We start from the raw sequence: 25,079 nt of genomic DNA, 5'->3' as shown, positions 1-25,079 counted from the left end.
CCACATGTGTGGGTTAGTTTGGCACGACCAACAGGATATCATCCAGGAAAACGTCGCTTAGTACCTTTTTGCCTGTGCCATTGGCTTGCACATGATACAGACGATAGAGATCATTTGCGTTGATGTAGAACATGCCCGGAACATCGTCATGAAGCTGGAACGTAGCCCATTCCTCTCCAGCAAGCTTGGTTACTTTGAGGGCTGTGCTCACGGAATAAAGACCATTTGTACCGGATAGATATGCAATAGTTGGTGTTCCGTTGGTCAGCTGAGCAGTTACGAAAGTAACACTGTTCAGATTCAGGTTGGCAGATTTGGATACCTTGTTCCCGGCGATGGTTTTGGCATACGCCTTTTTGTCTGCATCCACAACTACAACCTTATCTGTACCTAGCGGACTTACCTCCCTGATGCTCTTACTATGAATCTGAAGAGTTTTGCCAGAAGTGGTTAATGCAAAGGCTTTACCTGTTGAATAATCATAATCCTTGTTGCTGTCCAGCTTGATGCCTTTGTTATACACATACAGATTGTTGCCCCAGCCGCCGGCATAAACAGCGTTCACGTCCAGCTTTGCTTTTGGATTAACAGCTGTACCTTTGCCTGTATTGTAGTTTACCTTGTACATGATAATGGCGTTGGTCGAGTAGTACTGCTCGTATGGGTCAGTGTTCACCATCAGTTGCAGTTCGTTTTTGGCCATGTTCATAAAATAACGACTTTCTACTGCACCAGCAGCAATTCGTTGCACTGCTCCGCTACCATTGGATGCTTTGGAAACGATCCATGGGTTTCCATTAACGAGCCCGTTATAATATACACGGCCTTTCGTTACGGCGAGCAGCGGAAAATCTGTATCCGCTTTGTCTGCAATTTTGGTGGCAGCGGAAGCTTCGCTATTGCCATTTGCACGATAGATCGTTCCTTTGGAATCCATATAATAGATGAATCCATTATCCGTAAAGTAGCTCAACACATCTGTCGCATACGTTTCAGCAGAATCGCTGGAACCGTCATTGGGAACACGAAGCAGCGTTGTGGAAGACTCGGAACGGGTGTAATAGAGATAGGATCCCGCCGCAGACAGACCATCTCCTTCAAAATCAAGCAATACCTCTGTGGTTCCGCTTCCGTCACCAGATACTTTGTACAATACACCATCGGAATCATAATATACCGTAGTTTGGTTCAGGGAAGCTGCATGAGCATTGGCTCCGCCTCCAAGCACTGCTGCCGCGATCAGTGTGAACAGCAGCAAGGTGCAAACCGTGCGTTGCAAGCGTGTGGACCATTTGTTCATAAATCAATCGTCACCCTTCTTCTTTATGTATGTAATAAACACAATAACACCTTAAGTTATATCGGTAAACTATGGAAAATATGTTATACATCTCAGTATGATAAAAAACGACAGAAGACCAGATCTTCTGCCGTTATATCTCAGCCATATTCCGCCTATATCTGACTTTCAGCCAGCTGTTGGCGACTGTTCCACAAAGTAACTAGACGAAGCAAAATGAAACTGATGAGTAGAAGTACCGCTCCGACCAAGATTAACATGAGAGGACTGATAAGCAACATGCCGCTCGCCTGACCGGCAATCAGCGCGAGCAATGGAATCACGACCAATCCACCGAGTTGATAGGCCTCCTGAAATCCGCGTACCTTCGCCGATATCAGTACATTTAACAAAATGACCACAAGACTGCACGCCGGAACAACCCACAGAACGAGAATGATCCAGTTCAGATTGGGAAACATCCATGCCCCAAACATGGGGTACATGAGGATATTGGCAATGATGCCGTAGATAATGAAGGTAATCCAGGATAATAACAGAGAAGGAATAAGGGCAGCTAACACCTTGCCTTTAAACAACGTATCCATACTCATAGGAGTGAACAGAAGACCTTCCAGGGTCTTGCGTTCCTTCTCGCCTGCAAAACTGTTGGCCGTCAGAATGCTGGATGCCATCACTGGAATGATGAGAAACAGGGGCGCGAACATGTATAAGGCCAGATAATAGACAATGCGGTGGTTATCCGTAGGCATTGAAGCAAGCTGCGGAATCCGCCCGGTATGGGTTAGGCTATCCAGCGTATCAAGCAGGAAGCTCATATTACCGAGGGAAGCAAGTTCCAACCTTGAGGCTGTCCAAATGAGTATCCCAGGCATGATGATCCCGATAACTAGCGGAACGATCAACATAGGCAGCCAGAGCTGCACGCTGGCCGTGATGGCTCGAATATCTTTACGAACAAGTGCACGTATGGCTTGTCTGTTATTCATGATGGTGTGCCTCCCTGATGGCAAAATAAATACTCTCCAGATCGCTGCCCGTAATCCGGGCCTGATAGACTTGTCCACGCTCGGTCAATTGTCGCAGCAGCAATGGAATATCTTCACGAGTTTGAAGCTGAAAAACGGCTTTGTTCGCGGAAACCATCTCCGGTGTATACCCTGCTACCGTTTGCCAGCCATTCGCCATGGTCGCTTCAACTTCAATCCGGGGCGAGGTCAGGTATCGGTTGATGATCTCCTGCTCCGTACCTTCCTCAACCTTGCGCCCCTTTTCCATAAAAATATATCGATCACACACGGCCGATAGCTGGGATAACACATGAGACGATACGAGAATCGTCATATGTTCCTCTTGATTTAGCCGACGGATGATTCGGAGCACCATCTGAATCCCATCCGGGTCAAGCCCGTTGGTTGGTTCATCCAGAAAGAGAATGGAGGGGCGGTGCAACAGCACCCGTGCTAGACCTACGCGTTTTTTCATGCCTGTGCTGTAAGTGCCTACTTTGCGATGTTGATATTCCTGCAATTCGAACAGATCCACAAGCTCATCAATCCGTGCTTTGGCGCGTTGTACACCGAAAGCTTCAGCGAAAAAGATCAGGTTGTCACGCCCGCTCATATTTTCATACAATCCGCTCTGCTCGGTTAATGTGCCGCAGAAGGCGAGTACGTTCTCCGTCTCACGGAAGGGATCAAGGCCGTTAATGCTCACTTGCCCATCCGAAGCGCCGAGAACACCGTTCATGATGCGGATCAGGGTGGTTTTGCCCGAACCGTTGGGACCAATCAGCCCGGTAACGCTGCCTTGTTCAACCGTGAAGCTGACATCGTTCAGTGCCTGATGCACTTTAAATTGTTTGGAAATGTTGCGAACTTCAATCATGTACATTCACCATCCGATCTGAGTTTGGAGATTATACGTCCAGATGAGCTATATCGTTCAAATGGAGGGCCAGAAAATAAAGATTCTCCGTCTTTAGTCCCAAATGTGAGCAGCAACTCCACCCTAAAGTCCGGCGAAATCGGGTCTAAGGTTTGTTTTCACTGTGGTCTATACCATGTATTCTAGTTAAAAGGATGCAATATCTCGTTTCATTGCCATCCATAACGTGGTAATTAGACTTAAGGCCTCTTACATATTATGAATGCCTGAATATTCATCTAACGCCGGTCTTGGTTAGCCAAGGCCGGTTTGACGTCGTTACTTGGCGTATCCATCCAATGGAACGCCTCATTTCTTGTGATTACATAACTATTTCGTCTAACACATCGTATGAACACTTCCAAGTAGGAAACATCAGATGGGTTTGGACCAGAGGAAGGTGAGCGGAATGACAGCATCCAATGAGTATCGCTTCCAGGTGAACCTGAGCGGTATGATCCAGATTTTATCGAACCATCTATACAGCAGCCCGAAAGTATTTTTACGTGAATTAATGCAAAATGCGACTGATGCCATTACAGCTCGAACAGAAGCGGAACCGGGATTCCAGGGTGAAGTACGTGTGGAACTGACAGGAACAGGCGAGCAGTTGACCATGATGGTGGAGGACAACGGCATTGGCTTGACGGAAGCCGATATCCATGAGTTTCTCGCGATGATAGGTCAATCCTCGAAGCGTGGGCAGCAGGCCTTGCTGGATGGAGAGACTTCGTTTATCGGGCGATTCGGAATCGGATTATTGTCCTGTTTCATGGTGAGTCATGAAATCGTCATGCTGACGCAATCCGCGAAGGGTGGACCTTCGATGGAGTGGCGGGGTAAGCCCGATGGAACGTATACGATTCGGCAATTGGAGACGCAGTTGTCTCCGGGAACGAAAGTATATCTGCGTTGTACACCGGACGCAGCACATTATTTTGAACCGGAATATGTGAAAGAAGCCTTGTTCTATTATGGAGCGTTGCTGCCTTATCCAGTCATTCTGCATAGTGACGGTGTTCAACATAACGTCAATAGCGAGTCACCGATCTGGTTGATGGAGCCTGAGCTTGCACGTGGACGCAGAGCGGAAGTGCTGGCTTTTGGTGAACGATTGCTTGGGGAGAAGTTTCAGGATTTCATTCCACTGACGACGGCTTCAGGCCGTACAGGAGGTATAGCTTTTGTACTGCCCCATGCTGTCAATCTGAATGCCAAGCGTTCTCACCGGGTGTACCTGAAGCGAATGCTGATCTCGGAGAAGGCGGAGAATATTTTGCCGGAATGGGCCTTCTTCGTGAAATGCCTAATCTGGACAGACGAGCTTCAACCAACGGCTTCACGGGAACATTTTTATGAAAATGAAAAGCTGGAAGAGGTTCGCTCCGAACTTGGCGATGCCCTTCGTAAAGGGTTGGCCGACATGGCTGAGAGCCAGACGGAACGGCTGCAAAAGCTGATTCGTCTGCATGCGTTGTCGATGAAAGCACTGGCTGTGCAGGATCAGGAGTTCTACGCGATGATTCACCGCTGGCTTCCATTTGAAAGTACACGTGGTCATCGGGAACTGGGCGAGTTGATGAGCGAGGGAGAGACGTTGTACTTCACTACCACGGTGGATGAGTATCGTCAAATTCATCATGTCGCGTCAGCCCAATCGATGTTGGTCATTAACGGTGGATACATCTACGACAGCGATTTGATGGCAATGCTGCCACAAGTGGTGCAGCATGTACAGACGCAGCGGTTGCAGCCGGATGAGGTATCCATGAGTTTCACCGATGTGCCACCAGCTGAACGGAATCAGTATTATGATGCCTTGCGCCTTGCTGATTCTGCTTTGCAACGTTTCCGCTGCCGTGCAGAGGTCAAGGGCTTCAAGCCAGCTGATTTGCCGGTGCTGTTCACACTCTCGCAGGAGTCTTCCACGCTGCGTGCATTGGAAAAAGCAAGTGAGGAGAGTACAGAATTATTCTCTTCTGTCCTTGGATCATTGTCATCCGGCATTAGTTCCGCAGGTTATTCGACCCTGTACCTGAACATCAACAATCCAATTATTCAGCGGGTCCTGACTTCACCGGATGTCCAAATGACTCCGATTGCCATCGAGATGTTGTATGTCAATGCACTAATGATGGGGCATTATGCGATGAATCGGCAGGAGCTTGAGGTGCTGAATCAGGGCATCGTTCGTTTTATTGATTGGGGTTTGCGTGCGAATACAGATCGTAAGGGGGATGCCTGATGAAGACCGAAATGGATTTTGAGGATCTGATGGATGAGGCCTATGGCCTGCCTAATGGAACAGCGAAGCTTGGCATGCTGGAGGAAGCGGCAAGAGTCGCTGATGTGAATGGCATGGAGGAGGAAGCATACGAAGCACGTTCAGAGATTGTGGAGACCGCGACATTTTGCGGTTATCCGATGAAAGCACTGATTGCTTTTTCCTGGCAACTGGGGAAGTTCGATCAACAGCCAGAGAGATATGACGAAGAAACGTTAATGTGGTCATATAAATGGATTTTGGGTGAACTATCCAGCTTCCCGGAAGTGTCTCGCGATAAAATGATGGAGCTGCTGGAGGACTTTGGACGTCGCTTCAAATCATTTGGGTACAGTGAACGTTCGTATTGGTATTATCGATTCCGCATATCTATGGATCTTGGCGAGCTGGAGGAGGCAGGTACCAGCTATACGAAGTTCAGAAGTATGGATCGTGACTTTATGAGTGATTGTGAAGCCTGTGAGCAGGACGAGATCATGCGTTACTGGTTATTGGTAGGTGATGATGAGAAGGTATTGGAAGCGGCGAAGCCCATTTTGAAAGGGCGAATGAGTTGTGCCGAAATTCCGCACCTGACCTTATCAGAGATTTTGATGCCACTATACCGGCTTGGCAGGATTGATGAAGCTGACAAACATCAGGCGAAAGGCTATCGCATGATCAAAGGACATAATGATTTTGTGCAGAGCTTTGCTGAGCAGATGGATTATCTTGCACGCACGAACCCGGCGAAGGGCATCGATGTTCTGGAAGAAAACATAGTGCTTGCGATGGACCATGAAGATCCGTTTGCCAAAATGATGTTCTATGCCAGAGCAGCACAATTGTTGCGCCGCTGGGCTGATGAATCTCCAGGATACCGATTGCGGCTTCCTGCTTCATTCCCTTATGAAGGAGATCCAGGAGATTTGCGTAAACTGGTCGACTATTTTGCGGCATATGCCAAAGCGGCCGCAGACAAATATGACCAGCGGAATGGCAATCAACATGTCTCTTCCATGTTGAGCGAGGTATTTAATTCATAACTTGAGAAGACCTCTTAAGTATCATCGCACCATCAAATGGTACACCAGAAGGTCACCACGCTAGCCAAAACAGGCTTGTTCAGAAGGAGGATTATCCTCCTTTGAACAAGCCTGTTTATCGTTTTCTATACCGTGAATATAAGGTTGGTGCTCCGGTTATTCAGGAGTTACGGTTGCAGGCGCGGTTGTATCTTCGGCAGGTTCCTCATCTGAGGAAGTTTCCGATGGCTGCTGCTTTGTCATAAGGTCAGCTACGATCTTGTCGGTTGGCTGTGTAAACAGCTGGTACATAATCGCTGCTTCTTCCTGGCGAATCAGTGGTTTGCGTGAGAGGAAATCGACTGATCCATCCTCCAGCACCTTCACTTCAGGACCGTGGATGCCTAGCTTAACCATCATCTGGATCGCAGGCACAGCCCAGGCATCTGTCTGCCCTGCCAGCTTCACATCCTCGAACAGTTCATTTGGATATTGCAGCTGGAGAGTTCTCCAAATCATCACCATGGCTTCCTGACGTGTGATGACCTGATCTGGTTTGAACTGTTTCTCATCGGCACCCGCGATCATGCCGGATTCATAACCTAGCTGAATGTAACCGGCAGCAGGGTGAGTTGCCCAGTCGGTATCCGTAGGTGGCGTCGTTTTGCTGGCTTTCAGCCCGCTCATTTTAAGGACATCCTCAATGAATTCAGCCCGTGTAACGGCATTTTTGGGTTGAAAAGCTTCACTTGCATCATTGGTATAGTATCCAAGGGATTGCAAACCATAGATGGCTTCAGCATAAGGACTATTCGCCTGGACATCCCGGAAGCCTTGGGGTTTCTGCCCTTTTTTCTCATAACCCATTGGGTTGAGATAAGGTTCTTTCATATAGATGGTTCCATCAGCATTTTCCTTGAACGCCGTGAACTGGCCTGTTAATTCGTCCTTGAAGAGATGATCTTCAACCTGAATCAGGGTACGTGGGCCAAGGAAGACGTCGGAAATGCTCAATTGTCCAGGTTCTTTGCCGTCATCTTTCAGGGAACTAACAATGGTGCTCAGTCGCAGATCCGCGTATAGCCCAGCGAAGCGTTGCAGCTCATCCGCAGTTTGAGGTGTATAGTCCTTGAACTTGATGGGCTCCGCATATTGCGGGAAGAACGTTTGGATAAAGGCAGGATAGAAGAGATTACGAAGTGCTCCCGTTTGGTTGTAAGTAAGGAAGACACCTGTGTTTTGCTCGGGAATAAGGAATAGATAAGAGCTAAATCCGATTAGGTCACCAGCCTTGGTGATAATTTTGGAACTGCTGCCTGCACCCGGAAGCTGAAAAGCAGCTTCAAATCCATAAGTGGTATTGGGGAGCAGCGGATGAATGGAAGAACGATATTGTTCCATCCTTTTTACCGTAGATTCTTTCCAAATACGTTCGTTATCCTTCACGCCATCATTCAGGAAAGCAATCATGAAATCCCCAATATCCTCTGCCGTTGAGAGCATGCCGCCTTGAGGCATAGGTGTTGGGGAAAGGGTGTACAGGTCGAGTGGATTATGGGCCGCATCATAGGCTGTTGCAAGTTGGTTTTTGAACTTGCCGTTCAGCAAGAAACTGCTGTTATCCATACCGAGAGGTTTGAAGATATGCTGCTGCATATACGATTCAAATGGCTCGCCGCTCACATTCTCCACAATCATGCCAAGCAGCAGGAAGGAGAAGTTGTCGTACATGTAGGCGCTACCAGGTTCTCTGACGACAGGAGGCATATGTAACTTGGCATAATCCTCCATCGATACACTTTTGTCAAAGTCATCATGGATGTCTTCCTGCTGTGGGTCGCGAATCTCGAATCCGGTGGTGTGTGTGAGCAGATTCTCTACCGTTACAGGTTTGTCAAAAGGATTATCGAATTCCAGTCCTTTCACATAGGTCTGGAAATCAGCCTTTAAATCCACCTTACCTTGCTCTACGAGCTGCATGACAGCGGCTGATGTGAATGTTTTGGAGACCGAAGCGATACGAAAAGTGGTATTTTTCGGATCAACGGGCTCTTTGCTCTCCAGATCGGAAAATCCATACCCTTTCTCTGCCACGACTTTTCCATCTTTGACAACGACTACGGAAGCACCAACATATTGGGCTTTCGCTTCGGCGGAATCAAAAAATGTATCCAGAAAGGCTGTCGCAGAATCTGTTGTCAGCGCTGTCACTTTTCCTTTTTCATTGACCGCAGCAGGTGTGGTCTCCGCCTGCACGGCGGGTGCCCATAGACTGAGGGACAGGACCAACGCCATGAACGCCCCTGTTATGGAGGTGAGCCTGAAGCGGGTGCTTCGATTGGATAAATGCATGTAAACACTCCTTCAAAAGAAAATTTTGTAAAAGGAACTCTCCTGTTTATTACTGATTATTGGACCAATAGGTTTCAAGATAGTAGATTGTGATATCCATTCCTCAATAGAACTCACAACGATCAGGAGCAAAATACAGAATAGAGGAGCCGAATATTTAGGAGGCGTCTGCGCATGGTTGTGGTTCTCTTTGACCCGTTGACGGGCGAAGCGACTGCCGGAAAAATACGAGAGCGCCGATGCCCATCAATATATACAGACCAGCCATTGCATAAGAAGGCAGGAAGGCCCCAATCGTCAGCCCAAGACTACCCAGCAGAGCGGCTGCATTATAACTCATTCCGTCAGCAGCCATATAGGCAGCACGGTCAGATTCAGGAATCATGCCAGCAAGCATAACATGACGAACAGGCGCATACATGAGCTCACCGATGGTTAGCAGTACAGCGGATGTGATAAGCAGCCAGGCCCAATTGCTGAATGCGAGCACGCCAAATCCAGTAGTGTACATACACATGCCGACAGTCATAATAAATCTGGACTGGAACCGCCCCAGCCATTTGGAGAAAGGAATGGCCATGATTACGACGAGTACAGTGTTAATCGCCATGATCAGACTGAACATCTGCAGACCTGAGATATCCCAATGGAACAGTTGGGCGTTGAATTCACTTTTCAGACGAACGGCGATGTATTTATCCATTTGGAATTCCAACGAGACAGCCAGCACTGTTGCGGTGAAAAACACCATAAATCGTTTGTCCCTAAATACACCGCCATACGTTTTCAGTATATTCCTATTAATCGGGACATCAAGCTGATTGGAGTGTCTATTATCCATTGTTTCATGAATATATAACAACAGAATAAATAGTGTAACCAGGCTCTCCATGCATACCAAACTGAACAAAATGAAGCGGAAGGACTCGAACAATAACCCGCCCATGAGCGCTCCAATCGTAATGGCAACGTTGGTGGTCCAATATTGCAGCCCATACACATACTGACGTTCATGCTCACTACTCACGTCTACAATCATGGCATTGGCAATGGGCCCAGTAATGCCAGAACTGATGCTGCTAAGCAGAAACATGACACAAGTTAAAGGAACGGAGTCCATCCACGGGGAGTTGGCGGCAGCCAGCCAGAACAGGGCGAATACCTGCAATATTTGGGCGATGACCATCAGTTTCTTGCGTCCGACTCGGTCAGACCAGTATCCTGCACCCAAGCCAACGATCATGGAGGCCACAATATTAACGGTTAACAGCATACCTGCCCAGCCTGCACCAATCTGGACACTCAGATAAATCGCCATAAAAGGAATAATGGATTTCTGAGTTAGATCCGTAAAAAAATCAGTAATGATACGAATCTTGATGTTGCGATGCAAATCAGTATATTTCATGTGCAGTTCTCTTCCTTCCCGCTGGTGTTGTCGATGTACCTGAGTATAATGGAGGAAAACCTGAAGAAAAACTGTAGAAGCGTAGGAGTCAATTTCGTATTTTACGTAGGGGAATGAAAGGCAGGGATAGTTGTGGAGGTCATGGATCATTATATTCAGCTTCGCATGGCCTTTTCGAATGTAGACGAAGAGGAAGAAATACATACAACAATTGGTGAGTTGGCTAATCATTTATGTTGTACGATGCGCAATATGAATCTGATTATGAACAAATTTATGGATCATGACTGGATCAGATGGAGCCCACAGCGCGGCAGAGGGAAGACATCAGTGCTCGTTTTTTGCCATCCTCTGTTACAGGCTGTTCAGGAACGATTCGACCGCCTGTTGCAAAGCAACAGGTTGGAAGAGGCCTATGCGCTGGCTTCGGCAATGCCGTTCTCGATGCGAGAAATATTGATGCAAGGGTTGCAAGGCCAGTTCGGTCTGCGTTCCGATCACGGCACTCAGGGAAGAGTTGATACACTGCGAATTCCTCAGGAGACGGCTTTTGAGACATTGGACCCGACCCGGGCTTACATGTGGGGAGAAGTTGGAATTGTTGCGCAGGTATTTGATCGCTTGGTGCAGTACAACGCTGAACGCCAAGTCTGTGAACCGAGTCTTGCGGTTGCATGGGAGAGCAACCCTGAGGGAACAGAGTGGACCTTTTATTTGCACAAAGGCATACTCTTTCACCATGGAAGGATGCTTGATGCAGAGGACGTAAGATATACATTTGAACGAATTATTTCCGATCAGGTGAACCCTTGCAAGTCACTGTTTGGTTCCATTCATCACATAGAAACGTTCGACGAGCTAACGGTGCGTTTTGTATTGCGGTTTCCCAACTTTATGTTCCCGGATCTGATGAGCAGTATGAATGCATCCATCTTGCCCCGTGATGTGGAGTTTGACCCGATGTATCCGATTGGTACCGGGCCGTACCGATTGACACGTAATCATCCCAAGCTGCTTGTGCTGGAGGTGTTCCCTTCCTATTTCAGGGGGCGGGCGTTTATTGATCGGGTTGAAATATGGCAGCTTCCCCAGACGGGTCGAGTGGAGTCGGCGATCAAACAGGACTTGTTTCCAGACGGACAGGCTCGCTTGATTCAACATGAGGTTCAGGGCGGTGTGTTTATGACTTTTAATATGCGAAAAGAAGGCCCACAGCAGGATTTATACTTTCGTCAGGCTGTTCAGCAACTAATGGATCCACAGGAGATGATGGGGGCATTGGCACACACAGGTGTACAGGCTGCATATAGCTTGGTTCGGGACAAGTCCAAGGAAAAGCAGATGCTTGAACGGATTGGATCGAAAACAACAGCCCTCTCAGCTGACTCTTCTCTCGTAAGAGCTTCAGAGTTGTTACAACGCAGCTGTTACGCAGGCCAGATCGTGAATGTGTGGGTAGAGGAAGGCGAGAAAATGGAGACGGACATGGCCTGGTTCGCACAGCGTTGTGCGCTTATTGGACTGAAAGTGAGTGTTACGCCAGGTAATCCGGTAGATGCCGTATACCATGATGAATTCGCCTCTTATGATGTGATTTATACGGGTGAAGTGTTCGATGAGCATGTGACGCTGAGTCTACTAACGATGTATACGTTCCATAATACGCTGTTCCTCATGGCACTGGATGACGAGCGAAAAAGCGAGCTGGAACGTGAATGCAGACACGTCGTTATGATTCAGGATAGTGCTGAGCGATTTCGTACGCTTATGAGTTTGGAGGAGCGACTCATTCAAGAGGCGCTGCTCCTGCCTACATACAGCTTTAGGGAAGAACATGCACACCACGTTTCGCTTCAGGATTATCGTGTCGTAGCATACGGTATGCCTGATCTGCGTCGATTGTGGGTGAAGAGAAGTCCAAATACAGAAGAAGATACTGCGAGTTATCCGGCGTATATCCCACTGTGGTAAAAAGTGTAGTTACTACAATGGGATAGGCCGGTGGAGGATGTTTTTATACTGAAGGTGTCTTTATAAATTCAATTGGACTCGTGCCAGGTTCCAGCAGCAGCGGAATGGAGAGAGAGCTTATGGTGTCCTCTTCATCCGTCTTAAACGTAAAAGTGATTTTCAAGCCAAACAGGACAAGCTCTACGGAAAACGTATCTTTTCCAGTGTATTCCATAGGCATTTCAATAGCATTCAATGTGGCCTGTAACCCATCATTCGACTGTTGAATAACGATTTCGCCGTAACCTGGATGGGTATAACTTCCCGCATACGCATGGATAGGACGATCATGGGGATGAACCTGAGTATCCACTGGTTTTTCCTCAACAGAGGTTTCTGGAGTAGTTGGTGTTTCTATGGTGTTTGTTGCTGCTTCGGAATCGGTTGATTCTCCAGTCATTAATTTGGCTAATCTCTCGCTCCAATCTACAGGTTCCAATTCAAGCAAACGATCAATAACGTTAAAAGAAATCGTGTAGGGAAGAATACTCCCATGGGTATTGCAAAGGACTACAACACCGATCTGTTCCTCCGGTAAAAAGGCGACCTGAGAAGCGAATCCATCAATTGCCCCACCGTGATGAATCATGGCGTGTCCGCGATAAGAATCAATCATCCAGCCCACACCATACGTGCTAACAGGCAACTCTTTGCAGTAGAATGGTGAATCACTAGCCATTTGCGGGCTGTGTGTAATAGCCAACTGTTCTTTGGAAATCAGCTGTTTCCCACCCTGTTGCCCTTGATTCAATTGAAATTGCACCCAGGCGATCATATCGACCAGATTGCTGTTAATGGAGCCAGCAGGCCCTACGGCATCTATTTTCCGAAAAGGTATCCGTGTATTCTCACCGTTTTGATCCATATAAGGGAAGGCGAAGTCAGATTGATTCTGCATCTCATCGACAGAGAAGACACTTGAATTCATACCAAGTGGGTTAAACAGGGACTCCTGGACAACATTCTCCCATGAAGTTCCTTTGAGTTGACCTACCAGATAACCAGCAGCCATATACATCAAATTCTGATATTGCCACTTGTTCCGAAAGTCTTCATTAGGCTCCAGATACTGAAGCGCGTTTACAAGTTCTTCTCTGCTCCTTGATGAGTTGTACCACACCATCTCGTGCCTTGGAAGTCCGGAGCGATGACAGAGCATATCTCGGATGGTGAGTCGTTCTGTAGCTACCGGATCGAACATTTTGAAGTCTTTCAAATACGTTCTGACAGGCGTGTCCCACTTCAGAATGTCTTGATCGACGAGAAGGGCGGCGGTTGATGCTGTGAAGGCCTTGGTACTTGAACCGATCGCGAATAGGGTACGGGGTGTAACTTCAAGTTTGGACTCCAAATCGCGATAACCGTATCCTTTTTGCAAAATGACTTCATCCTTGTGGATAACCGCTACAGCCACACCTACTCCTTTCCAACGTTGAAGCTGCTCTTCCACAAAATCATCCAATCCATTCAGCAATGAGTGAAGGTAGGTTGTGTTCATTATTTTCCTCCAATTTAAAATAGAGTTGTACATCAAATTAGCTACATATTAGTGTTATGTAATTACATGGGTTTGGTTGTTATCTGTATTTACTATGAAGAATCTGGTTGGATTTTACATCCTACCCGAGACTGATTTTGTTACCAGATAGGGTATCACAGCATTGGATGATGCAATGCTTGTCAAACTAGTCCGCATATATCGAACAAGTCCCTCATAACATGTACTAATCAAGTAGGGGTTCTGCTGTACGCACAATCCTGAAGTGAAAACATGTGCTAAAGGGGATGATGTCATGCGCCGAATATCATGGATGCTTGCCATGGTATTGGTCTTATCGACCTTACTTGCCGCCTGCGGGAAGAAGGATGCGGCAGCCGTGGTCAAAGATCTGAACGAAGTCGTAGGAGAAATGGAAAGTTATCAGGGGGCAGGCGTTATGACGCTGCATACCGGAGATACGCCGCAGCAGTATAAGGTCGAGGTATGGCATCAAAAGCCTTCGTATTATCGTATCGCATTAACGAATGCCAAAAAGGATGTAACACAAATTGTACTGCGCAATGATGAGGGCGTATTTGTCCTGACACCAAGTCAGAACAAAAGCTTCCGTTTCCAGAGTAACTGGCCGGATAACCAAGGCCAGGTTTACCTCTACGAGACGCTGATCCGCAGCATAACAGGTGATTCGACCCGCCAGTTTGCCGATGAGAAGGAAAGCTATGTATTCGATGTAGCTGCCAACTACAATACACATGCATTGGTCAGACAGAAAATATGGTTAAACAAAAGTGATTACGCTCCAAAACAGGTAGAAGTATCCGACTCGAATGCCAATGTGGTGGTCGATGTGAAGTTTGATAGCTTCAAATTTGGTACTGAATTTGAGAAAGACGCGTTTGACATGCAGCGCAATATGACTGCTGCTTCAGAAAATGGTGGCAAGGCTGGTACTGACTCAGGCGCGGCTCCTGCTGGGGATGGTAAAGAGACTACCAATCCTCAAGCTGGAACAGAGGAAGGTTCTGCATCGAATCCGAGCGGAACCGTTAGTGACGGACAGACGGGTGTGAGTGATAACGCCGAGCAGCAAGGTTCAGAAGATCCGGCCAGCGGGCAAGGAACCGAAGAACCTACATCGGCCGAGCCGGAAGGTTCGGATAGCTTCGGAGTTATTCAGCCGACCTATGCACCGGAAGGCGTTAAGCTGAAAGACGATCAGATCGTGGAAGGATCAGGAGATTATTCGGTTATGCTTCGCTACGAAGGAACATATAATTACACGATCTTTGAGGCGCGGCCGCAGGACAGAGCCGTATCGCTTGCCCCATCGCGTGTTCTGGATCTTGGATTTACCCTCGGAATGATAAGTGGAGATGCGTTGCAGACACTCACATGGATGTCAGACGGAGTGGAGTACCGAATTACAAGCGCAGATTTGCCAGATAACGAGATGATACAGATTGCGACTTCAATGCAGGAAGAGTCAGGGAAATGATTTGCAAAGTATAGTCGTCCTAACATAAGGAATGCTAAGAAGCATCGGAGATATTCTCCGGTGCTTTGCTGCATATAGAGGTCATCTTTCCTGTTTTATAGCCGTGATTCACAGGATTTGATTTCGGTTGAGCCTGTGTGTATCAACAGCCCATGACCCTGCGTAAGATAAGCAAGGATTAGGTCCGGTGCACTCAATAATGCAAAACACGCTTCTACGCGGGAGGAACCGGGTAAATAATACGATATAAGCAGATAAGTTACGTTATGGAGAGATGAATATCTCATTCATGGTCTGGCTTATGGGTCTTATTCCGATTTTGCTCCCGACTTCAGATAGTGCTCCTGTATGTGTTTTGGACTGCAGATCTTCCGTTCATTTGACAGTCACATGCTTGAGCATTACGATGGAGTCTGACGTGAGCCGGATTAAGATGATTAGAGAAGGTGACTTAACGTGCAAGAACAATATCGGCCGACCCAAGCGGAAATCAATTTGGATCATTTGTGCAACAACGTGGACGCTTTCCGTGAAACATTGCCGCAAGGCAAGAAACTGCTCGCTTGTGTGAAGGCAAACGCCTATGGACATGGAGCAGTGGAGATGGCCAGAGAACTGGAACGAGTTGGCGTGGATTACTTAAGTGTAGCTTTTCTTGACGAAGCGCTTGAATTGCGACAACACGGGATTACCCTTCCGATTCTGGTATTGGGCTACACGCCGCCAGAAGGCATCGCTGAAGCCTGGAAACATGATGTAACCATTACGCTGTTCAGTAAGGAAGTACTCGAAGCCATTCGACATCTGGAGACGGGCACATCCTCTCGTAAGCTCAAGGTTCACATCAAAATCGACAGCGGCATGGGCAGACTTGGGCTGTTGCCTGGCGATGAGGCGCTTGCATTCATTCAGGAAGTAGCCCATCTGAAGCAGGTTATGCTTGAAGGCATGTTTACCCATTTTGCCAAGGCGGATGAAAAAGACAAGACCTATACACTGGAGCAGTATCGACGGTTCCAAGGCGTGGTTGATGCGCTGCGGGATCAGGGATGTGTCATCCCGATTATACATACGGCGAACAGCGCCGCTACCATTGATACGCCGGAGTTGTCCTACAATATGGTACGTGTGGGCATTAGTCTGTACGGATTGTATCCTTCGGGAGAGGTGAATCATCAGGTAGTGAAGCTGTCCCCGGTATTGACACTGAAGACGAAGGCGGTTCTGGTCAAAACGCTGCCACCTCACTGGGGTGTCAGCTACGGAACCCGTTATGTAACACAAGGGAACGAACGAATAGCGACCCTGCCTATCGGCTATGCAGACGGATTTTCAAGAATGCTGTCAGGTAAAGCACAAGTACTTGTGCGCGGCCGCCGCGTTCCCGTCGTCGGTACGATCTGCATGGATCAGTGTATGGTGTCGCTACAATCTTTTGCAGCAGAAGCAGAAGAAATTCAAGCCGGCGAAGAGGTTGTTCTCATCGGTCACCAATCGGGTGCAGTCATAACTGCAGACGAGGTGGCATCTCAACTCGGTACGATTCCCTACGAAGTGGTCTGCATGATGGCGCACCGAATCCCGCGGGTTTATACCCGTAATGGAGCAGTAGTCGCCAGAATCAACCCTCTTTTGACATCCTGATAGCTCGACTGGACGCTATTTCCAATAAACTTTTTTTCAGAACAGAAGGAAAACTGTCGGAGCATCTCGAATTATGAATGATGACTGGGATGAAAAATCCTGAAAAGAGATGTTTGGTCTGTACGAATATTGTTCCCCGTGTTTATAATGGAGTACAGCATACTTGATATACTCGGGGCATATATATTCCTTTGTATAAAAGTTCTGGAAAAACGTAATACTGGTTCACAATGGCGAAAGGTTTGTGGGGGTGGAAGAAAGGTGGCCAACTTGCAGAACACCAAGCGGATCATGATCAGTTTGCCTGATTATCTTTTGCAAGAAGTGGATGGCATCGTAGCGCTGGAGAATTCCAACCGCAGCGAATTGATTAGGCAGGCCATGAAGCTGTATTTGACGGAGCGTAAGAAACGTTACATCCGTGAATCGATGCAGCGAGGGTACATGGAGATGGCGAAGATTAACCTCACCATGGCATCCGAGGCCTTTCACGCGGAGGAAGATGCGGACAGCACTCTGGACCGCTTAGTTAGCGGGGTGTAGACATTGATCGTAAAACGCGGTGACGTTTTTTTTGCGGATCTTTCTCCCGTTGTCGGTTCCGAGCAAGGTGGAGTCAGGCCGGTTCTGGTCATCCAGAATGACATCGGCAACCGGTTTAGTCCTACTTGTATTGTGGCGGCGATCACCGCCCAGATCCAAAAGGCAAAGCTGCCGACGCATGTGGAGATTGATGCGGCGGCACACGGCTTTGACCGGGACTCGGTTATTTTGCTCGAACAAATACGGACGATTGATAAGCAGAGGCTGACCGACAAGATTACCCATCTGGACGAGGAGACCATGAAACTGGTCAACGAAGCCTTACAGATCAGCCTAGGTTTAATCGATTTTTAAGGCAGCAGGCAGTTGTTTCTTTGTTCTGCCGTGCCATCCGTAGACAATGGATGTTCCTTACAGGAACACACAATTTCAGACAGCAATCAGAAGAGCGTACAACAGCCTATCGGCCGGGGTACGCTCTTTTGATTAAAGCTTCATGAAAGCGTAGAACATTTTGAAGCTTTTCGTTATAATGATACCTGAGAAACCGTTTACGTAATCGACATATAGAGGTGGAGGAGACATATGAGCATTTATATTGATCAGGAGAAGCTTCAATTTCATCTACAGACTCAAAAGTCAAGCTATGTATTTCAGGTCCTGCCTTCGGGATATTTGGTACATTTATATTATGGCAAAAAACTGCGTGATACCGATCTGAGCTGGCTTCATGTGCGTACAGAGCGTGCTTCGTTCAGCCCGAATCCGGTGCCGGAAGATCGGACGATCTCTTTCGACACGTTGGCAGTAGAACTGCCGGTGTATGGTACAAGTGATTTCCGTAATCCGGCAATCCAATTGGAGCTTGAGAATGGTTCAACCGTTTCGGAGTTCACGTATACAGGCCATCGATTGATTAAAGGAAAGGTAGCGCTTACCGGACTACCTGCGACTTATGTTGAATCTGACGATGAAGCTGAGACACTCATCATTGAACTGGAAGATCGTGTTGCAGGGATCAAGATTGAACTTAGCTACACTGCCTTTACGGCATTTAATGCGATTACGCGTTCCATGCGCATCATTAACGAGAGCGCTACCTCGGTGAATATTGCCCGTGCGCTCAGCTCTTCCGTTGATTTCCCGCATGCTGATTACGAATTGCTGCAATTGTCAGGAGCATGGACGCGTGAACGGGACATCGTTCGCAGACCGCTTGCTTCCGGCTTGCAAGGCATCGAGAGCCGTCGCGGCTCAAGCAGTCACCAGCAGAACCCGTTCATTGCACTGATGACACCAGGTACAGACGAAGATCAGGGTGAAGTCTACGGGTTCAGTCTTGTGTATAGCGGCAGCTTCACTGCACAAGCAGAAGTGGACCAGTTCCATACCACTCGTGTAACACTGGGAATCAATCCGTTTGAGTTCAGCTGGAAGCTGGATTCGCAGGAGTCATTCCAGACACCTGAAACGGTTATGGTCTATTCGGACACAGGCCTCGATGGTATGTCCCAGTCGTATCATGAATTGTATCGGGAGCGACTGGCACGCGGACAATTCCGCAATGCAGAGCGTCCGGTTCTGGTTAACAACTGGGAAGCGACCTATTTCGGCTTCAACGCAGATAAGATTGAGCAGATCGCCCAAGCAGGGAAGAAGCTTGGTATTGAACTGTTCGTACTGGATGATGGATGGTTCGGACATCGGGACAGCGATAACTCCTCACTCGGTGACTGGATTGTGGACAAGAATAAACTGCCACAAGGCCTGGATGATTTGGCCAACCGGGTAACCAGTCTGGACATGCAGTTCGGATTATGGTTTGAGCCTGAGATGATTTCGCCAGACAGCGAATTGTACCGTGCTCATCCGGACTGGTGTCTGCATGTGCCGGATCGCCGCCGGACGGAAGGGCGCCAACAATTGGTGCTCGATTTCTCTCGTCAGGATGTGCGTGATGAGATTGTACGCATGCTAAGCGATGTGCTTGGATCCGCGCCGATCACTTATGTGAAATGGGACATGAACCGGAATATGACGGAAATAGGTTCTGCATTGCTGCCAGCAGACAGACAGCGCGAGACAGCACATCGTTATATGCTTGGATTGTACGAAGTCATGGAACGGATTACTTCGTCGTTCCCGAATATCCTGTTCGAGAGCTGTTCAGGTGGTGGCGGCCGTTTTGATCCAGGTATGCTGTACTACATGCCGCAAACGTGGACCAGCGATAACACGGACGCGATATCCCGTTTGCGTATTCAGTATGGTACAAGCCTGGTATATCCGGTAAGTTCAATGGGGTCACATATCTCAGCTGTACCTAATCATCAGGTCAACCGAATTACTTCTCTAGAGATTCGTGGACATGTCGCGATGTCTGGTAACTTTGGATACGAGCTGGATTTGACTCGTTTCTCAGAGGAAGAGAATGCCATTGTAAAGGCGCAGGTTGAGCTGTACAAAGAAATTCGGGGAACCATTCAATACGGAACGTTCCGTCGCTTGCTAAGTCCGTTTGAGGGAAATGAAACGGCCTGGATGTTTATTGCACCAGATGGCAGCGAAGCCGTTGTATTCTACTTCCGTGTGCTATCTGAACCGAATGCACCGCTCCAACGTCTGAAGCTGAAGGGCCTCGACCCTGACGCGGATTACCGCCTGAAAGGTGGTTCCGAGACGTTTACCGGGGATGCACTGATGTATGGTGGGATCTCCGTAGGCCGTGCATCGGGAGACTATCTGAGTGAAATGTTCCGCTTCGAACGGGTATAATAAACTGGCGTGATGGCAGTGTTTGTCAGGAGAGACCGGAAGACGTCGGGGAGACGTTTTTCGGTTTTTTCTAATGGCTGAGACGAAGGTTTGATACGTAATCTCAATTGTAAGAACTTGTAACCTGGACGAATGCTGGAAATCTGAACGGGATTTTGTGATAATATAGGGGAGAGGAATCTGCTTGAATGCAGGTTCGATACTGTGATTACAGCAGCAAAGCTGCCCTGAACAAGCTTCAACTGAACGATTCAGGAAGGAAAGAGGGATTTATTTGTCTGAACAGGAAACGGTTTTGGAACCCAATGAAGAAACAATAAAGGCAGAACGCCATGAACGGATCATCAAACAGGTAGCCAAGGAACTGTCACTGTCCTTGAAGCAGGTCCGCACCACGTCGGAGCTTCTGGACGAAGGCAATACGATTCCATTTATCGCCCGCTACCGTAAAGAAATGACTGGAGAGCTGGATGAGAACCAGCTGCGGCTCATTGAAGAGCGCATCGTTTACTTGCGCAATCTGGAAGACCGCAAAGTGGAAGTCATCCGTATTATAGAGGAACAAGGCAAGCTGACCGGAGAACTGAAACAGTCTATCACTCAGGCAGTTAAGCTGCAGGAAGTAGAGGACTTGTACCGTCCGTTTCGTCAGAAGCGGAAAACCCGTGCCAGTGTAGCGAAGGAAAAAGGTCTTGAACCACTCGCTGTCTGGATCTGGGGTCAACCGAAGCAAGGCAATGTCCTGGAGGAAGCTGCGCGTTATATCAATGCTGAACTTGGGGTAGAAGATGCAGAGGTCGCACTTCAGGGAGCCAAAGATATTTTGGCTGAGAATATTGCAGATGATGCTGCTATTCGTGCATGGATTCGTCGTTATACGCTCGATCATGGGATGCTGACTTCGGAAGCGAAGGATGCTGAGCAGGAGTCTGTATATGAGAACTACTATGATTATCGTGAATTAGCCAAAAAAATGCCTCCTCACCGTATTCTCGCAATTAACCGCGGTGAACGTGAAAACATTTTGAAGGTAGGTCTGGACGTGCAGCCTGAACCAGCTCACCGCCACATGGAAGGACAAATCATTAAGGGTGCATCTGCGGTACAGGACGTTTTGCGTGATGTGATTGAAGATGCTTATAAACGTTTGATTGCCCCTTCGATTGAGCGTGAGGTTCGTGCAGAGCTGACGGAAAAAGGTGAAAACCAAGCAATATCCGTATTCTCGGCTAATCTTCGTAATCTGCTGCTTCAGCCGCCGATTCATGGCAAACGTGTGCTTGGTGTCGATCCTGCCTACCGTACGGGTTGTAAACTGGCTGTCGTTGATGATACGGGCAAGCTGCTGGAAGTGGCTGTTACGTACCCAACGCCACCGCACAACAAGAAGCGTGAAGCTGCCGAGGTTTTCCATCGAATGATCAAGCAATATGATATCGGGTTGATTGTCATCGGTAATGGTACCGGATCCCGTGAAACAGAACAGTTTGTTGCCGAGATTATTCAGGAGAACGGGGACGAAAGTCTCGTGTATCTGATCGTCAATGAAGCTGGAGCGAGTGTATATTCTGCATCCAAGCTGGCCCAGGAAGAATTTCCGGATCTTGACGTTGCTGAACGGAGTGCTGCTTCGATTGCCCGCCGGGTGCAAGACCCGCTGGCTGAGCTGGTTAAGATTGATCCAAAAGCCATTGGTGTAGGCCAATACCAACATGACGTATCTCAAAAAATATTGGAAGAAAGCTTGAAGGCTGTTGTGGAATCCGCAGTTAACCATGTGGGCGTGGATGTGAATACGGCTTCGCCTTCACTGTTGTCCTATGTTGCAGGTGTGAATGCCACCATTGCCAAAAATATTGTGAAGTACCGTGAAGAGAACGGCCGGTTCACGAATCGTCGCCAGTTGCAAAAAGTGCCGCGTCTGGGTGCTAAAACCTATGAGCAATGCGTAGGCTTTATGCGGATTGGTGAAGGCGAGAACCCGCTGGATCGCACGCCGATTCACCCTGAATCGTATAAGGTCGTAGACCAGCTCTTTAAGGAGCTTCAGGTTGCGTTGGACAAGCTGGGCAGCAAGGAACTGTCTGTTCTCCTGTCTGAGCAACAACCGGAACAGCTGGCTGTGAAGCTGGATGTGGGTGTGCCTACACTGCGTGACATTCTGGACAGCTTGCAGCGTCCGGGCCGTGACCCGCGTGAGGAAATGCCGCTACCGATCTTCCGCACGGATGTGCTCAAAATTGAGGATTTGGTGGAAGGCATGGAGCTGCAAGGTACGGTTCGTAACGTGATCGACTTTGGTGCCTTTGTTGATATCGGCATCAAGAGTGACGGACTTGTCCACATCTCACAGCTGAGTAACGGTTATGTCAAACATCCGATGGATGTTGTATCTGTCGGAGATAATGTAACGGTTTGGGTGATGAACGTGGATACCAAAAAAGGCCGTGTCGGCCTCACGATGAAAAAGCCTGCTTCTTCTAAGCAGTCTTCCTAATCTAACACAATGATCGGAGAACAGCCTTCCCTGTAATGGGAAGGCTGTTTGTTGTCAGTTATAATAGTGCTGTTGCCCGTACTGTATTCTTCGAAGGGATTTTATAAAAGAAGTGAGAGCTTGAAGTGGACGGAGAGAGTGGCGTCAGATTTTTAGAGTTCGCTGTCCGCGCTGCGCGGGCTGCCACTTGTCGGTTTGTTTCGGTAAAAGAACCAGCATTCGTTCAGCAGCTTGATCTGTCTGCTGTCCTTTTTGTGAAATGCACGCATCAGTTGATTGCAAAGCCATTGAGGCAAGGGTATCTCCTCCTCTTGCATAATTCATCTGTACGTTAGCATATGTGGCAATAGCCTGGACTGTGCGAATTAACCCGTGATGAACTCGGAAAATTCAATACGTATAAGGATATGGATTAAAGGACAGAGCCCATGATTGTAGGGTGGAAAAAATGAAAAAAGCGCAACCCCCGCTTTTAGGAGATGCGCTTTTGGTTCCATCCTGCATTAATAATAAGTCCATAAGTAAATCAGAGTGATTCCATCTCTTCTTCATACCATTGCTCTAATTGAGCCTGAAGGGCACGGATCTCAGTGAGCAGGGAAATCAAAGGATATTCGCTCTCTCTTAGTGCTGCAAAGCTTTGTTCAAGCGCATTGATATAATCAAGGCCTCCGATGATGGAGAGTTGCTCGTCCAGAAGATCAAGATTGTCACATTCGGCGATTGCCCAAGGTAGAACAGGTACATCTGCTGCGGTAAGTTTGTCAATTTCTTTGTGCAGGCGCATGTTGAGCGCACTGAGTTGATAAGCGTAATCGGCAGGCATTTCCACAAACTGCAATAGCTGTTCCTGCTGCAGGATGACGTAGCGCATTGTAGGCATAACGAGTAATAATCTCCCCTCATACATTCTACTTGACAGTGTAGCCTACGAAACGGTTAAAATTCAAGTATTATGGCGGAAAAACAAATGGCCCAAGGAGTGTGAAAGGAGGACAAGCCGATGGAAAACGAGGAATTGCAGCAATGGATTGAGCAGGTGTCACTGGATCATTTCGGGGTTCCGTTCACTCATGAGGCGCTGTTTAATCGTCGCTTGACCACTACAGGTGGACGCTATATGCTCAAGAGTCACCGGATAGAGATTAATCCTCATCAGCTCGAAGCCTATGGGCGGGAAGAGGTTGAGAAAATTATCAAGCATGAACTGTGTCACTACCATCTGCACATTCGTGGACGCGGCTACCAACACCGTGATCCTGAATTCAAGGCCTTATTGCAGAAGGTGGGCGGTTCGCGGTTCTGTCAGTCCCTTCCGGATGGAAAGGGCAGAAAGCCATTACCGTATCGCTATAAGCTGGTGTGCAAGAGCTGCGGCACGGAATATTTGCGTAAGCGCAAAGTTGATCCGAAAAGGTATCGTTGTGGTCGATGTGCGGGCAAGTTGCTATTGAGTGAAATATAGTGAAAATAAAGTCTATCCGAATTATATATAGCCATCTTAAGAAAATTGTAATGTTTTTATTAACATCCTTGTCATTATTTTGTAGTAAGCTGGTGTAGTTCAGATCACCAAAAGAGTAATGGCTAAGGAGGAAAGAAGATTGGCAAAGTATAGGGTGCTTGTAGTGGATGACGATCCCGATATCCGCAACGCGATTGAGATTTATTTGCGGATTGAAGGAATCTTGGTGACTAAGGCAGCAGATGGGCAGGAAGCGATAAGAAAAGTCAGGGAAGAAGAAGTTCACCTCATTGTAATGGATGTAATGATGCCCATTCTGGATGGTATACAAGCAACTTTCAAAATACGCGAGGACTGCAATGTACCGATTATTTTTTTATCTGCCAAAACCGAGGACTGCGACAAAATTCTTGGTCTGAATATTGGAGCTGATGATTACATAGCCAAACCTTTCAATCCATTGGAACTGGTGGCCAGAGTGAAGTCCCAGTTGCGTCGATTTACAGGACTTGGAACACAACAAATCGACAGGGATAATGAACAAGAAATTGAGGTCAGGGGGCTAGTACTTAACAATAGGAGGAAAAAAGTAACTCTGGAAGGTGAAGAGATTCGATTGACTCCAACGGAGTTTCATATTTTAAAATTATTGATGGAGAATACGGGACGTGTTTTTGCCATTGATGAAATCTATGAACGTGTTTGGAAAGAGCCGGCCTTTCAGCCGGAAAACACGGTGGCTGTACATATTCGCCGAATCAGGGAGAAGATTGAGTTTAATCCCAGAGAACCGAAATATGTAAAGGTGGTGTGGGGCATTGGCTACAAGATGGAAGGTTAATGTGATTCCCTATATGATTCGATTTGTTTTGATC

General features: G+C 47.7%; 19 protein-coding genes. 11 read left to right on the top strand and 8 right to left on the bottom strand.

Annotated elements, in window-relative coordinates; all coding sequences use genetic code 11:
• Nucleotides 1-13: 13 nt before the first annotated feature.
• From MHB84_RS06285 to MHB84_RS06275, 3 genes are all read right to left on the bottom strand, one after another.
• Complete coding sequence (locus MHB84_RS06285; protein WP_076291549.1) at nucleotides 14-1,300, bottom strand: DUF5050 domain-containing protein; 1,287 nt, start codon at nucleotides 1,298-1,300, stop codon at nucleotides 14-16.
• 155 nt (nucleotides 1,301-1,455) lie between these two features.
• Complete coding sequence (locus MHB84_RS06280) at nucleotides 1,456-2,289, bottom strand: ABC transporter permease (protein WP_076291550.1); 834 nt, start codon at nucleotides 2,287-2,289, stop codon at nucleotides 1,456-1,458.
• A complete protein-coding gene (locus MHB84_RS06275; protein WP_175383716.1) occupies nucleotides 2,282-3,187 on the bottom strand; it encodes an ABC transporter ATP-binding protein in 906 nt (301 codons plus the stop codon). The genes MHB84_RS06280 and MHB84_RS06275 overlap by 8 nt, the downstream gene beginning before the upstream one ends.
• Nucleotides 3,188-3,635: 448 nt before the next feature.
• Here MHB84_RS06275 and MHB84_RS06270 point away from each other — a divergent pair, with 448 nt between their 5' ends.
• Both MHB84_RS06270 and MHB84_RS06265 read left to right on the top strand, forming a co-directional pair.
• Nucleotides 3,636-5,471 carry an HSP90 family protein gene (locus MHB84_RS06270; protein ID WP_076291552.1) on the top strand — a complete coding sequence of 612 codons (1,836 nt, stop codon included), beginning with the start codon at nucleotides 3,636-3,638 and terminating at the stop codon, nucleotides 5,469-5,471.
• Nucleotides 5,471-6,535, top strand: coding sequence for a hypothetical protein (locus MHB84_RS06265; RefSeq protein WP_076291553.1), 1,065 nt, complete (start codon nucleotides 5,471-5,473; stop codon nucleotides 6,533-6,535). The genes MHB84_RS06270 and MHB84_RS06265 overlap by 1 nt, the downstream gene beginning before the upstream one ends.
• A gap of 156 nt (nucleotides 6,536-6,691) precedes the next feature.
• On the opposite strand, the gene MHB84_RS06260 is transcribed toward MHB84_RS06265, so the two are convergent.
• Together MHB84_RS06260 and MHB84_RS06255 are read right to left on the bottom strand one after the other, a co-directional pair.
• Entirely contained in the window at nucleotides 6,692-8,866 is a 2,175-nt protein-coding gene (locus MHB84_RS06260) for a serine hydrolase (protein WP_076291554.1), read from the bottom strand.
• 157 nt (nucleotides 8,867-9,023) lie between these two features.
• Nucleotides 9,024-10,274 (bottom strand): MDR family MFS transporter, encoded by a 1,251-nt coding sequence (locus MHB84_RS06255; RefSeq protein WP_076291555.1) that lies wholly within the window; start codon nucleotides 10,272-10,274, stop codon nucleotides 9,024-9,026.
• 141 nt (nucleotides 10,275-10,415) lie between these two features.
• Here MHB84_RS06255 and MHB84_RS06250 point away from each other — a divergent pair, with 141 nt between their 5' ends.
• Nucleotides 10,416-12,245: an ABC transporter substrate-binding protein gene (locus tag MHB84_RS06250; protein WP_076291556.1), complete on the top strand. Its 1,830-nt coding sequence runs from the start codon at nucleotides 10,416-10,418 to the stop codon at nucleotides 12,243-12,245.
• A gap of 43 nt (nucleotides 12,246-12,288) precedes the next feature.
• Here the strand turns inward: MHB84_RS06250 and MHB84_RS06245 are convergent, their stop codons facing one another.
• Complete coding sequence (locus MHB84_RS06245; RefSeq protein WP_076291557.1) at nucleotides 12,289-13,782, bottom strand: serine hydrolase; 1,494 nt, start codon at nucleotides 13,780-13,782, stop codon at nucleotides 12,289-12,291.
• A gap of 295 nt (nucleotides 13,783-14,077) precedes the next feature.
• On the opposite strand from MHB84_RS06245, the gene MHB84_RS06240 reads away from it, so the two are divergent.
• The 6 genes from MHB84_RS06240 to MHB84_RS06215 all read left to right on the top strand — a co-directional run bounded on the left by MHB84_RS06240 (nucleotide 14,078) and on the right by MHB84_RS06215 (nucleotide 22,739).
• Nucleotides 14,078-15,280: an outer membrane lipoprotein-sorting protein gene (locus MHB84_RS06240; RefSeq protein WP_076291558.1), complete on the top strand. Its 1,203-nt coding sequence runs from the start codon at nucleotides 14,078-14,080 to the stop codon at nucleotides 15,278-15,280.
• 456 nt (nucleotides 15,281-15,736) lie between these two features.
• Nucleotides 15,737-16,924 (top strand): alanine racemase, encoded by a 1,188-nt coding sequence (gene alr, locus MHB84_RS06235; RefSeq protein WP_076291559.1) that lies wholly within the window; start codon nucleotides 15,737-15,739, stop codon nucleotides 16,922-16,924.
• Between the two features lie 261 nt (nucleotides 16,925-17,185).
• Nucleotides 17,186-17,467: a CopG family ribbon-helix-helix protein gene (locus MHB84_RS06230; RefSeq protein WP_024630715.1), complete on the top strand. Its 282-nt coding sequence runs from the start codon at nucleotides 17,186-17,188 to the stop codon at nucleotides 17,465-17,467.
• Nucleotides 17,468-17,470: 3 nt separating this feature from the next.
• The gene (locus MHB84_RS06225; RefSeq protein WP_024630714.1) at nucleotides 17,471-17,821 is read left to right on the top strand and encodes a type II toxin-antitoxin system PemK/MazF family toxin; all 351 of its coding nucleotides are present in this window, start codon (nucleotides 17,471-17,473) and stop codon (nucleotides 17,819-17,821) included.
• A 231-nt stretch (nucleotides 17,822-18,052) separates the two neighbouring features.
• Nucleotides 18,053-20,242 (top strand): alpha-galactosidase, encoded by a 2,190-nt coding sequence (locus MHB84_RS06220; protein ID WP_076291560.1) that lies wholly within the window; start codon nucleotides 18,053-18,055, stop codon nucleotides 20,240-20,242.
• A 274-nt stretch (nucleotides 20,243-20,516) separates the two neighbouring features.
• Nucleotides 20,517-22,739 (top strand): Tex family protein, encoded by a 2,223-nt coding sequence (locus MHB84_RS06215; protein WP_076291561.1) that lies wholly within the window; start codon nucleotides 20,517-20,519, stop codon nucleotides 22,737-22,739.
• Nucleotides 22,740-22,891: 152 nt separating this feature from the next.
• Here the strand turns inward: MHB84_RS06215 and cmpA are convergent, their stop codons facing one another.
• Together cmpA and MHB84_RS06205 are read right to left on the bottom strand one after the other, a co-directional pair.
• Nucleotides 22,892-23,035, bottom strand: a complete 144-nt coding sequence (gene cmpA / locus MHB84_RS06210; protein ID WP_099855904.1) for a cortex morphogenetic protein CmpA — start codon at nucleotides 23,033-23,035, stop codon at nucleotides 22,892-22,894.
• Nucleotides 23,036-23,265: 230 nt separating this feature from the next.
• Nucleotides 23,266-23,622, bottom strand: a complete 357-nt coding sequence (locus MHB84_RS06205) for a hydrolase/acyltransferase (RefSeq protein ID WP_076291562.1) — start codon at nucleotides 23,620-23,622, stop codon at nucleotides 23,266-23,268.
• 120 nt (nucleotides 23,623-23,742) lie between these two features.
• On the opposite strand from MHB84_RS06205, the gene MHB84_RS06200 reads away from it, so the two are divergent.
• Both MHB84_RS06200 and MHB84_RS06195 read left to right on the top strand, forming a co-directional pair.
• On the top strand, nucleotides 23,743-24,204 hold the full coding sequence (locus MHB84_RS06200; RefSeq protein ID WP_072734302.1) for a SprT family protein: 462 nt from the start codon (nucleotides 23,743-23,745) through the stop codon (nucleotides 24,202-24,204).
• Nucleotides 24,205-24,343: 139 nt separating this feature from the next.
• Nucleotides 24,344-25,045 carry a response regulator transcription factor gene (locus MHB84_RS06195; protein WP_143764821.1) on the top strand — a complete coding sequence of 234 codons (702 nt, stop codon included), beginning with the start codon at nucleotides 24,344-24,346 and terminating at the stop codon, nucleotides 25,043-25,045.
• Nucleotides 25,046-25,079 lie beyond the last annotated feature (34 nt).

It is taken from the genome of Paenibacillus sp. FSL F4-0087 (assembly GCF_038020215.1).
GTDB lineage: Bacteria > Bacillota > Bacilli > Paenibacillales > Paenibacillaceae > Paenibacillus > Paenibacillus taichungensis.
The sequence above is the reverse complement of the archived record's forward strand: the minus strand, read 5'-3'. Positions and strand labels throughout refer to the sequence as shown.

Coding starts and splice junctions, on each gene's coding strand:
- MHB84_RS06285 (WP_076291549.1), bottom strand. CDS start 1,300: ATGAACAAATGGTCCACACGCTTGCAACGCACGGTTTGCACCTTGCTG.
- MHB84_RS06280 (WP_076291550.1), bottom strand. CDS start 2,289: ATGAATAACAGACAAGCCATACGTGCACTTGTTCGTAAAGATATTCGA.
- MHB84_RS06275 (WP_175383716.1), bottom strand. CDS start 3,187: ATGATTGAAGTTCGCAACATTTCCAAACAATTTAAAGTGCATCAGGCA.
- MHB84_RS06270 (WP_076291552.1), top strand. CDS start 3,636: ATGACAGCATCCAATGAGTATCGCTTCCAGGTGAACCTGAGCGGTATG.
- MHB84_RS06265 (WP_076291553.1), top strand. CDS start 5,471: ATGAAGACCGAAATGGATTTTGAGGATCTGATGGATGAGGCCTATGGC.
- MHB84_RS06260 (WP_076291554.1), bottom strand. CDS start 8,866: ATGCATTTATCCAATCGAAGCACCCGCTTCAGGCTCACCTCCATAACA.
- MHB84_RS06255 (WP_076291555.1), bottom strand. CDS start 10,274: ATGAAATATACTGATTTGCATCGCAACATCAAGATTCGTATCATTACT.
- MHB84_RS06250 (WP_076291556.1), top strand. CDS start 10,416: ATGGATCATTATATTCAGCTTCGCATGGCCTTTTCGAATGTAGACGAA.
- MHB84_RS06245 (WP_076291557.1), bottom strand. CDS start 13,782: ATGAACACAACCTACCTTCACTCATTGCTGAATGGATTGGATGATTTT.
- MHB84_RS06240 (WP_076291558.1), top strand. CDS start 14,078: ATGCGCCGAATATCATGGATGCTTGCCATGGTATTGGTCTTATCGACC.
- MHB84_RS06220 (WP_076291560.1), top strand. CDS start 18,053: ATGAGCATTTATATTGATCAGGAGAAGCTTCAATTTCATCTACAGACT.
- MHB84_RS06205 (WP_076291562.1), bottom strand. CDS start 23,622: ATGCCTACAATGCGCTACGTCATCCTGCAGCAGGAACAGCTATTGCAG.
- MHB84_RS06200 (WP_072734302.1), top strand. CDS start 23,743: ATGGAAAACGAGGAATTGCAGCAATGGATTGAGCAGGTGTCACTGGAT.